The following is an 11,532-nucleotide window of genomic DNA, read 5'->3' on the forward strand; positions in this document are numbered from 1 at the left end:
TATATGAAGATATTTCTTTCATGATATTATTTTTTTAAAAATATTTTTTGAAAGTAAGTTTTTATATTGCTAATATTCAGTTCAATAGTCTATTTAGATAGTTAAAACACGAAGCATCTAAGTTTTTATTAAACTATCTAAATCGTCTAATAATAAAATTAGAATTACAATGGAAAAACACCGTTTTTAATTGAGATAAGATGGATAAGTAAATTCATTTTTTAAATCACAGAAATCATGAAATTAGTAACAGCAGAAAAATGCAAAAATTGATAAGCGTCTTAGATGTTTTTCTATAAGTTCTGCTATTGAGAGTAATATTAGTTAAGCCGAACAATATCTATAAAGTAGAATATTGTTCGGCTTTTTGGTAATTATGTATTATGAATATATGTAAACAATTTTTTGTTTCATATATTAAATTAACACAAGGGTCTGGTTTATTTTGCGACACCTATCCCAGCAAATAGTGTTTTAAAAGAATTGGCTTCAAGAGCAAAAACGCCATCATTACCAATAGTGTTTATTGGTCTCCAAAAGCTTCCATCAAAAAATGAAATTAGGCCTTGATAAGTGTTAAGGCCCGCAGGCTCAGTTACTCCCCAAGGATTGCGCAAAACAATATATTTTTTATCATTATTAAAAGCCCAGCCTAAAACAGTATAGCAATGGCTAGCTACAACATTGGTACCTGTGTAGGTTTTGCTAGAAGACCCATAGGTCCATGCAGTCATGGGATGGATTGTTTTTCTAGACATAGAGTTTGCTCTCACTATAGAGTACAATTCACTCCCAGTTCTACTATTCGTGTTATAATAATGTGGTTTTTTGTTGTTGAGTTGTGCTGTAGCTTTCACGCAATTACCCCATGCAGTTTTGGTAATATCTGGTTTATCAGAGTTTGTTTTTGTGATCCATTTAGCAAAAGCCTTTTCGTATAATGCAGGATAAATCTCATTATTATCATTAGAGCGGCAATAAATCCAATTACTATTAGAAGCGTTAACTACAGTTTTATCTGAAACCTCTACGAGTTTAGTAGGCGCATCTTTACCGCCTCCTTTTGAGTAAAATTTAATAGCATTAACCCTTCTGGTTTCCCCAGTGCTAGTAGCTCTATTTCTATGTACAATCCTGTAAGGATCTGCCCAGGCCACTGCATTTAAAGCTGCAATAAAATAACAATTTGCTACTGCACCTTGTATAGGGTCTGAATATTCTACCACATCATTAAAAAAATCGCCTTTATTTACCCAAACACCATTTTGTGGCGTCCAATCTTTTTTAGAAGCCCCAGATTTGTTAAGTACAATAGCAGCTAAAGCTTTACTTAACACCGATTTAGATAATGTACGGTTTATATTTGGGATGTCTAATTTAAGCTCTAAAGAGTCTTTATTAATCAAACCAGATTTTATTTTTACATCACTAAGCGTTTCAATACCTAACTTTTTTAACTCGCTTAGTTTTTTTAGTCTAGATATATCTGGGGTCTCAGCGTCTTCAAGTGTTCTTATTTTAATTTCAGAAGCCTTTAATGGTTCAGGCATATTGTCCTTGTTCAATTTTAATCCAGCATAAATTGGCGAATTAAATTTCATATCAAAAAGTTCACTGTAATCCGTTTCCAGAGTGTCCTCCATAATTTTGATTGAGTTTTTTTTTACTCCAATCAATTTTTCTTCCAAGTAGAGTTTCAGTTAAGGCATAGGGGTTTATTGCTCCTATACTTAGTTTTGGTGCTTTGTCCATAATTAAATTAATTAAAAGGTTAATAATAAAGTTTCAAACTTAGATAGCTACTGTAGTACAGAAAAGAGGGAAAACAATATTTATAAGGGGGGAGATGCCCCTTTTTTAGAAAAGAGAAAAGCTATAATAACATAACTTTTTGTTGAGAACAAGAGTAGATAGGATGCAAGAGGTTTTACATTTTTTAAGGGATAAAATTGCTAATCTAAATAGAATTATAGCTATCTAATTTAATTGAAATATATTTTTTAAGACTTAAAATTAGTGTCGTTAATGTGGGTTTATTCCTTTCATTTTAAGATTGATTAAAAGATTTTATAAAAATTTAAGTCAATAGAACTGTATTTATTTTTCGTCAAAAATTAAAGTTGTTTCTGTAAATATGTGTTGTATTTTTTTATTTATTATAGTAATTGTTTATGGTTTTATTTTGAATTTGCGTAATATATTTATAGTTTTATGCGTATAATACTACGTTGAATGTTGAATAAATATATTTCTTGTATTCTAGAATTTATTCCAAACGCTGTTTATGGTACTATTTCTGCGGACGATCAACGTTTAAGCAGTATTGTAAATTTGTTAAATCAAGAAGAGTATAAAGAATTCAACAAATATAAAACGGGAAGCTTTTTTGTATTTGGAATTCCTATTGACGATGAAGCGTTATGGTTTTGGAATCATGTTAATGAGAAAAGATATTTAACTGCAAACCATATACTTGAAAGTACAATTGTGGAATTAAGTAATCAATTCCCAGATTCGAGGATTCGTTCTATAGACAGAATATCAAACAATAAAATAGCCCAAGTAGAACTAGCTGAATTAGCAGGTATTGGGACACGAGGATGGAATAATTTATTACTTCACCCAGAATATGGAGCATACCTTCAATTAGCTACGATAGTAACTCTTGATAAGTATTCAGAAAAAGAATATTCCACTTCATTAGTAGAAAATATTTGCATCAAATGTGGAAATTGTATTGATGCGTGCCCAGTAAATGCTATTTCAGAAACTGAATTTATAGCATACAGGTGCTCTAGTGTAGTTGCATCCCCTGAGAAAGTTAAGAGCAAGGCAGTAGCTGTAACAACTAATAGTTATATTGAATGTAGGGCGTGTATCGATAGTTGTCCTATAGGCTTAAATATTGAAAAATTAAATGAATGGAAAAGATAGAAGTTAAAGAAAAGGAGTTAAGAGAAGATGGTGCTTATGTATTTCATCATCCACCAAAATTTCTTTGGGAGAAAGGAGTTTTACCAAAAATGTCCTGGACAGATTACACTTTATATGTTCATGTTCCATTCTGTAGAGATATATGCACATTCTGTACTTTCGAGCGTAAAAAATTAGAAAAAGGTTCTTTGAGTCAATTTATGAATAGTGTGATTAAAGAAATTGATATAGTTCTTCAGAAATCAGACTTTTCAAAATCAAAACCTAGAGCTGTGTATTTAGGAGGAGGAACAGCCTCTTTATTATCTGTTTCTGATTTAGAAATTCTAATTAATAAAATTAAGACTTCATTTAACATTGGTGATGAGATAGAATTTACTTTAGAATGTGAACCAGGCACCAAACAAGCAGCCGATTTTAAAAAACTTGTAAAAATTGGTGTTAATCGTGTTTCTATAGGGTTTCAGGCTTTTCAAAATGAAATTCTTAAATCAATGAATAGAATGCATACCATTGAGCAAAGCATAAAGATGTTTGGAGATGCAAGAGATGCTGGAATTGAAAATATGCATATTGATTTAATGTTCGGATTACCAGGACAAGTAATGAGTGATTGGAAATTCTCAATCGATCAAGCGATTATTTTGGCGCCTACACACTTTTCACTTTATCCATTGATTGTCTTTGAAAGTGAGCTTCTTGATCGTAAAATGACTAATAAACCCGAATTAGAAATGCCACCTTCAGAGGTCATTCATCAAATGCGAGAATATGCACAACAACAGCTTGCATTACATGGTTATGAACAATATTCTTTAACTGAATATTGCAAAAAAGGGTATGAATGTAAATATGTTATTTCTAATTGGAACGGATCAGACTATTTAGGGTTTGGCCCCGCGGCCTATAGTCGTAATAAGAATTACTTATGGGAAAACCATGTATTACACCATTTGTACAATTCTGATGTAGCAAATGGTAATTTACCATTTAACAAGATGTTTAAAATGAATACATCAGATATCTGTATTCGAGATATCGCTATGGGTATATGTCTGTTGGATGTACCTTTAAAACCTATTTTAAATAAAGTTGGGGTTCTAGATCCAATTGTTAAGCAACGCCTTTTAGAACTTGAAAGAGAAGGTCATATAATTTTAAGTGATCAATCTATAAAATTGAGAAAAACAAGTCAACGATATGCTACTCATGTAATGAAACAAATTATAGGAGATAGTTGAGAATAAAAACTAAGTATAAACCATTAAAAATAGTAAACTATGATTCAAAAAGCAATGTTAATGAAGGTGTCATTCGTATTTGAAGTGGCAAGAAAAGATTTAGAATTTTCTAAGGATTTACACGAGAACCCACTAAAAACACTTCAAGAAAGTGGAATTGATCTTTCATCAAATGAGACGATAGCAGTGATTGATATTGTTAATGATACATCAGTTTCTACATTGGCCTCTAAATTAAGAGATGTTAGAAAAAGTTGGGAAGCTATTAAAGTAGAACAAAACATTGGTGGTAAACGAAAATAGTGATTACAGTTTTTCAAGTTAAATTATGGCATTACTCGGTATTGATTTGATTTTAGATGAATACCGACAATGGCATATATTAGAGGTTAACGACCATCCTACAGGATTATATTTAGCAGATCAGTTATTAAACACATCTACCCAATTTTCAAAATATTTAAGTAGAAACGGAATAGATAAAATTGCAGAAAAGCTAATATCAAAATGTAGAAATAAAGCTATAGTACTTCTGCTGCCAGATTGTTTCAGGATAAAAAATGGATTCAGTAATCGTCCTATTTCTATCACAGATAATATGTTTTTGGGCGATTATAGGATAGAGAAAACGTTGGAAGATTTTAATGCGCTTTTAACATATCTAAATGGCAAAAAAATAGAAACATTTATTGCTGATTTTAGTTCGATTAAGCAAGTAGGTTCTAAAATATCATTAAAATCGATAGAGGTAGGAGCCATGTATCGGAGAAGCTCACAATTCCCCAAAAATGAACCAGATTGCTTTTGCTTAAACGACCTTCGCCTTAGAGCAATTTGTCCTGACAAAAAGCAGTTAGCGGAATTATTGATAGATGTAGGTTTAAGCAGTAACTGTTTAATTTATCATGATTTTAATAATGCATATACTTTAGCAGAAGAATGGCTAATATCAGGACAGTCAATTATTATTAAACCTGAAAAAGGCTCTGCTAGTGTTGGAATTCAAAAAGTATCATCAATTAAAGATTTAAAAGAAAAGAAAGAGTTACTAGATAAGAGCAAGGATTCATCAAATATGATTTTTCAAAAATGGATTGAGCCCTCTAAAACATTCAAAAACGGAAAGCCTTATTACTATGATATTCGTATAAATATCTTAGATGGTAAAGTAATATCAGGTTTTGGAAGAAGTTCAGCTGCACCATGTGAAGATGTTTCATGGAGTGAAACACCCTTAGTATGGCTCACAACTACTGGTAAAGTAGTGCCTTTAGCAATAGGAGAAAACAAAGTAGGGAAAACAGATACTATTTATTTGTCTGAACAAGAGATGTCTCAACTTGAAACGATAGCAGGCCTTATTAATTTAGCGGTACATACAAATTGTGACAACAGCTTTTATAATGATACTACTAAGAAAATAGGTAATTTTAAAAGTCAAGAAGGGATTAAGGATAAAATGCATTACATCTTTCTTGAATAACTCTGCTTTAAGGTATAGTGAAATAAACTTTAATTGTTTCTTAAGTTTCAAACAGAATTAAACTTCATATAATTTTGCATAACATAAATTACAGTTATCAATTAGATATCAAAAGAGCACTGCAACCTTCTTCGTAATTTGTGAAAGTTTTTGTTACATATTTAAAAAAAAATCTATCTGCAGCACTTTCCAGTGTTAATAGAATATTTTTAAGTAATGATATAGTGTAAGAACTTAATATATCAAAACAGGATTAAAAGCAATATTTCTCGTTAAATACCCATTAAAAGGTATTGCATAACATATTTAATTAAAGTACTTTTATTTCTAAACAACATTATAATCAAATGCGAAAAGCAATAGCTTTATTACTTATAATCTTAGTTGTCCTCAGTTGTAGTAAAGATTCTAATGAAACTGAGGAGGTTACTAATAATAGTAATTCAAATATTATAAAACTACAATTAGAAGCGTTTGAACAATTAGATGTAAGCTCTCTTGGAGTACTTTCAATAGGAGGAGAAACTACAATTGATAATGAAGGTAACTTTCAATATTTAAGGCAAGAATCTGATAATAGTAAATTACCTGTTATTTTAAAACGAAATGCGCAAATTGTTTTAGGGTACTTTCCAGAAACTATAAAGGATAATACCATCACAAAAGACGATATTTTAACGTTTTTCTTTAACTGTAATCCTAATTTGGCTATATATAACTTTCAGAAGGAAGATATTAAAAATTCTATAAGTAAACTCCAAGCTTACACAGAGTTAATAGAGAAAATGGTTTCAATAATTAATGCAAATAAATCGCCACTTGCAGATGCTGATTTTGTTAATTTAATATTTGACAATTCGCAAGAAATAATTTCAGATAAAATAACCTCAAAGTCTTCCAAAAGTAAACTAACAGAATCCTATAGCTTTAACTATCATAGAGATGGGAAAATTGAATGGCCATCTAAATCTCCTGTATACTGTGCTTTGGGAGTAGAAATTACTGATTTTGATAGTAATCAAGTGATGACCCCTCAAATCATAAAACCTAATAATTTAGTATTCTCTCCGGGTTCATTACCCGAAAAAATCTATACCCATTTTGTGGATTCCAACCCCAACCCCAATGATTCATTTCAGCTTTCACAAAATTCAAGTTATACTTTAAGTTTTACAAATGGAAATAGGAATGATGTTGGTGATTTAAATGCATTTGTCCAGAAAGAAAATGCACGCTTATTTGCTAGTCAAATACTTTCTTTTGCAATGCCTATTGATATAATTACTATTTCAAAATATTTAAAGTGTCAAAATTTAAAAGAAAAATTTACAGTATTGGTTTTAATGGGACTTAATGAAGGCGTTAACGTTGGAGATGTATTATCAGTAATTCTAGATACTAGGAATGATATAAAAGAAATACAGCCTGAATGCTATACAGAACAACGATATTTTGAATATATAAAGTTTTTTATAGATCTATACGAACCCTTTTTAAGTAGATTTGAAAGTGGATCAGAGCTAGCGCGCTTTATTATAGAGTATTTTGGTTCAGATATAAAAGGTCAAGAAATTAGGCATTTTAAAGATGGTATCTCTGTTGGGTTCTTAGAACAGAATACTATTTCTGATGTTGCTTTTGAAGGACAAAAAGGAGATGCGTTTACTTTTGAAACGAGTTTTAAAGAAAGAGAAATTAAGTATAATTTCCAGACAAGCTCTACAAGTTTAAAGTTTACCTCAGAAGAAAATTTAGTTTCAGCCCAAGACCTACCTTTCACTTATACTATAAATGGAGATGCACAAGTAAATACCAGCAACCCTATTACTACTGATCATACAGGTAAGCTTACACTAAATTTTGTAGCTAAAGAAAAGGATTCAGAAATTAATATAATGCCACAGTTTTCTAGTCCAAGAGTTTCAGAAATACCAATTGTTTTAAAAATAAAAACCAAGCCAAATACGATAGATATTATTGGAAAATGGCGCCATAACTATAACTTTAATACTGATCAATATTTTCAAACTGAAGATGATGTACCTAATGATTTTAAAGGTTTTTATGGTATAGATGATATTGAATTTTTTGCTGATGGCACTATGATTTCAGAATCAAGAGGATCTGGCACATATGAGTTTAATGATAATGTATTAACATACGAGTTTAATTTTGATAGTGTATCCCACGCTTACTTTTGTGATGGAGATCAAATATGGGTAAGAGAAGACCGTAAAATAGTTTACTCAGGAACTATTGATGTTGTTGGTATTTTTAGAGGTGTATTTACAAGAAGTCTTAGTTACGATAATGTGTGTCCATCAAATGGTTGGAATGATAACTATTCTTCAATAACAGTTTCTTCCAATCTTATTAGAAAGTAATAGAGTATAAAAATACACTATAATGTTCTCGCGTGTCGCCTGTGCCGAACTTGATTCGGTATAACTTGAGCTTTGGATACCCCTTAATGAGGAAGTTCTTCTTTTAGTAGAGTATGAGTGAGGCAATGCGGGGACAAAGTGCTTTCTACATTTTCTTTACGGACGTTAATGGAATACACTTTTTACAAAATGGAGATAGGAATTTAGTGAAATGTTTGTGGAATGGTATGCTATAATAATTTTCACTTATTCTAGAAACCAGTAGCTCTATTCTTGTTCGTTTTTTACGTATTAAATTACTTCAAAAGAATGCATTTTATAAGATTTTCTTCTCCAATGCAACTATTTAAAAACCGAATTGTCTTTAGTATTGTATTAATCAAAAAACAAATATTAATGAAAAAAGTATTCTTAAAAATGAAAAATCAAAATCGGTTTCATTTTGTAATCAATTTAGTGGTAATAACACTTTTCACAATTTGTACATACTCCTGTTCTAAAGATGATGATGGAGGAAAACAACCTGTAATAGCTGATGAAATATCAGAAGAGATTAAAGAACTAATATTTTATAAAGGAGACGAAAAAGCATCTACTGTTTTAATAAATGTTCAAGGAGGACCAGCACCAGTACTTGATGAAGATACTGTAGATTGGTTAATTGAAACTTTTAATACTACTGGTATTTTAACTGTAACTGTTCACCAAGCACAAACTAAGAATTCTAACCTATTATTAGGTAATGAAATTACATTAAATGAAGCAGCTAGTTTTAATACCGAAAGTATAGAAATACTTTATAAAACCATTAAATATTTTAAAGATGAAGGTAGAACAGTGTATGTTGTAGGTGCTTCATTTGGGGCATTTATTACCCAAGAATTAATTGCGCAAAAAGGGATAGATGTAGCCGATAAATTTTTGATTATTTCTGGCAGATTAGATATAAATGAAGTCTTCTGGCAAGGATTAGCAGATGGTAGAAACGCAGAGTTCGAAAATGGTGTAACGCCAGTAGTAGCTCCAGAGCCATTTGATAACGTGTTTAATAGAAACGAGGCAAGATTATTTGCAGCAATTGTAAAGAATAGATATACCCAAGAATTTAATGCTATAGAGAGTTTATCTAACCTAACTTATATCTATGGCGAAACTGACGAAGCTGTTGGGAGCCTTACAGCTGTTGAAGTTGCATTTCTGGAGTCGAAAAACGCAAATATACTTTCTGGGAGTGGAGGTCATGATGAACCATTTGAGGACTTTATTGAACAGGGCTTTAGCGAAGCATTTGATATAGAAGCTCTACAGTAAACAATACCTCTAAAAATTTAGAAACATGAAAAAATATAGCGTTATTTTTCTGCTGGTATATGCAATACAATTACGCGCACAAACAAAGGCAGAAGTTGCCTCCTTTTTAGATAGAACCGAATTCAAAATAGGCTATTCTGGAACTATTCTTTGGAGTAATGGCATAAGTTTAGGTGCTGAATATTTATGGAAAGACATTAAAAAAACCAAAGACAGGAGAGGAGCTTACCGCACTAATACACACCAGTTTCTTTTTAATGGAAATCTAGGTTTTGTAACCAATTTTGCTTCTAAGGCAGACACAGGAGGTTTTACAAATTTTGGAATTACTTGGAGGCGTACTAACAAAAAAGGAAAGCAGTTTAGTATCGATTTAAATCCACTTGGTTATTATCGCTCATTCTTACCAGAAACTTACGAAGTTATTGGCGATAAGGTAGACAAAGTATTTCTACCGGGACGTGGATATTATAGTCCTTCTCTTTCTGTTGGAATAGGCAAACTGCGCAAAGGAAAAGTACGGTCTGGTAGGTATTTAAATGTTACCTATAGCCCACGTTTTAATTACAATACAGGCACACTACCAACATTTTCAATACAATATGGTTTTCGCTTTAATTTTAAAAACAAAAAACAATGAAACAGTTTAACAAACCATTTTTAAAAATAATATTCGCTATAATTACTCTATGCATAGTAGCTGCTTGCTCTAATGATAATGTTCTAAATGATTTAGATGAAACCATCTTTGTTCGTCATAAAAATGCAGATATGCCTGCATATGTAAGAGGAAATGCTAGCGAAAAAGTTTTCTTAATAACATTACATGGTGGCCCTGGAGGTACGGGATTAGGATTTACTGGAAAAGCGTTTGATGCTATAGAAAACAAGTATGGTGTGGTATATTTTGACCAGCGAGGGTCTGGAAATTCTCAAGGACATTATTCTGAAAATGACCTAAGCATTGATCTTATGGTAGAAGATGTACTAGCTTTAGTAAAAGTTATGAAATATAAGTTTGGTAATGAAGCACGTTTCTTTTTATTAGGAGGTAGTTGGGGAGGAACATTAGGCACAGCTACTTTACTAAAAGATCAAAGTAACTTTAAAGGTTGGATAGAAGTAGATGGAGCAAATAACCCCACTGGATTATATGATATGTATATAGAAACGTTTATTGCTACTGCAAATACCCAAATTGCGTTGGGTAATAATATTAATTTCTGGGAGACAGTTATAGAGTTTGTAAATCAGGTAGATCCAGTAAATAATTTAGATGATTTTTTAAAGCTTAACAATAAAGCTTTTGAAGCCGAAGAAAAATTGTTTGACGATGGCTTTATTGCTTCAGTTGAAAATGGAATAAGAGGTAATGAAAGTTTCTTCGCCTATAATTTTTTAACTAAAGGGTGGAACAATGCTCAAATATCATCTATACTAGTAGATGATAAAGGTTTGTTTCAAACAGTTGATTTCACAAGTCAACTTCCAGAAATAACAATACCATCTTTATTCATATCAGGTCAATACGACATGGTAGTACCTATAGCTTCTGCTATAAATGCTTACCAAGCCATTGGATCACCATCTAAAGACTTATTAATATTTAAAAAATCAGGTCATGGTCCTATGTTCAGTGAGCCTGATAGGTTTACAACAGAAGTTCTTCGGTTTATTGATGAACACAAATAAATTAGGGTTTGTGGACATCTAAAATAAAATTAAGAATTGAGCTGTAAATTAATTTTTACATGTATATAGTATTCCCAATATTGATACTCAATCAATATTGGGAATATCTTACTCCATATTTTTATTTCTATAATTACAACAAAACCTTCATCTTTAATGTTACAAAGATATTTTATATAATGTACTTGCGTTATGTAACTTGAGCTTTGGATACGTCTGAATGATAAAGGTTTAGTAGACCTTTTGAAGTAAGAGTGAGGTAATGCGGAGGCAAAGTCATTTCTACAGTTTCTTGAAAAATTTATTCCCAAATGTTTCTTTAAAGAAAGGTAATGGAATACGCTTTTCGCTGAAAGGGCAGAGGAGTTGAGGCAAAATGTGTATAGAATGAATTATTATCGAAATATTTTTCTTATATTTAACTGATTACTAAATTAAACGGTAATTATCTCTTCCTTTAGTAAAACAATAGCACACATAGTATTTT

10 protein-coding genes are annotated in these 11,532 nt (G+C 31.2%); 8 read left to right on the plus strand and 2 right to left on the minus strand.

Features of this window, described 5'->3' with window-relative positions; genetic code table 11:
* Positions 1-440: 440 nt before the first annotated feature.
* On the minus strand, positions 441-1,643 hold the full coding sequence (locus tag EYD46_RS05625; protein WP_130936081.1) for a C2 family cysteine protease: 1,203 nt from the start codon (positions 1,641-1,643) through the stop codon (positions 441-443).
* Positions 1,612-1,752, minus strand: a complete 141-nt coding sequence (locus tag EYD46_RS17720) for a hypothetical protein (RefSeq protein WP_165454346.1) — start codon at positions 1,750-1,752, stop codon at positions 1,612-1,614. Before EYD46_RS17720 ends, EYD46_RS05625 begins: the two co-directional genes overlap by 32 nt.
* A gap of 480 nt (positions 1,753-2,232) precedes the next feature.
* Between EYD46_RS17720 and EYD46_RS05630 the strand changes: the two genes are divergently transcribed.
* The 8 genes from EYD46_RS05630 to EYD46_RS05665 all read left to right on the plus strand — a co-directional run bounded on the left by EYD46_RS05630 (position 2,233) and on the right by EYD46_RS05665 (position 11,045).
* Positions 2,233-2,934 (plus strand): DUF362 domain-containing protein, encoded by a 702-nt coding sequence (locus EYD46_RS05630; RefSeq protein ID WP_130936082.1) that lies wholly within the window; start codon positions 2,233-2,235, stop codon positions 2,932-2,934.
* Complete coding sequence (gene hemW, locus EYD46_RS05635) at positions 2,922-4,175, plus strand: radical SAM family heme chaperone HemW (RefSeq protein ID WP_130936083.1); 1,254 nt, start codon at positions 2,922-2,924, stop codon at positions 4,173-4,175. Before EYD46_RS05630 ends, hemW begins: the two co-directional genes overlap by 13 nt.
* A 39-nt stretch (positions 4,176-4,214) precedes the next feature.
* On the plus strand, positions 4,215-4,478 hold the full coding sequence (locus tag EYD46_RS05640; protein WP_130936084.1) for a hypothetical protein: 264 nt from the start codon (positions 4,215-4,217) through the stop codon (positions 4,476-4,478).
* 25 nt (positions 4,479-4,503) lie between these two features.
* Complete coding sequence (locus EYD46_RS05645) at positions 4,504-5,658, plus strand: ATP-grasp domain-containing protein (RefSeq protein ID WP_130936085.1); 1,155 nt, start codon at positions 4,504-4,506, stop codon at positions 5,656-5,658.
* A gap of 347 nt (positions 5,659-6,005) precedes the next feature.
* Positions 6,006-8,042: a hypothetical protein gene (locus tag EYD46_RS05650; RefSeq protein ID WP_130936086.1), complete on the plus strand. Its 2,037-nt coding sequence runs from the start codon at positions 6,006-6,008 to the stop codon at positions 8,040-8,042.
* Positions 8,043-8,438: 396 nt separating this feature from the next.
* Entirely contained in the window at positions 8,439-9,353 is a 915-nt protein-coding gene (locus tag EYD46_RS05655; protein WP_130936087.1) for a hypothetical protein, read from the plus strand.
* 25 nt (positions 9,354-9,378) lie between these two features.
* Entirely contained in the window at positions 9,379-9,993 is a 615-nt protein-coding gene (locus EYD46_RS05660) for a hypothetical protein (protein WP_130936088.1), read from the plus strand.
* Positions 9,990-11,045 carry an alpha/beta fold hydrolase gene (locus EYD46_RS05665; protein ID WP_130936089.1) on the plus strand — a complete coding sequence of 352 codons (1,056 nt, stop codon included), beginning with the start codon at positions 9,990-9,992 and terminating at the stop codon, positions 11,043-11,045. Before EYD46_RS05660 ends, EYD46_RS05665 begins: the two co-directional genes overlap by 4 nt.
* Positions 11,046-11,532: the final 487 nt, after the last annotated feature.

Source organism: Hyunsoonleella pacifica (assembly GCF_004310335.1).
GTDB lineage: Bacteria > Bacteroidota > Bacteroidia > Flavobacteriales > Flavobacteriaceae > Jejuia > Jejuia pacifica.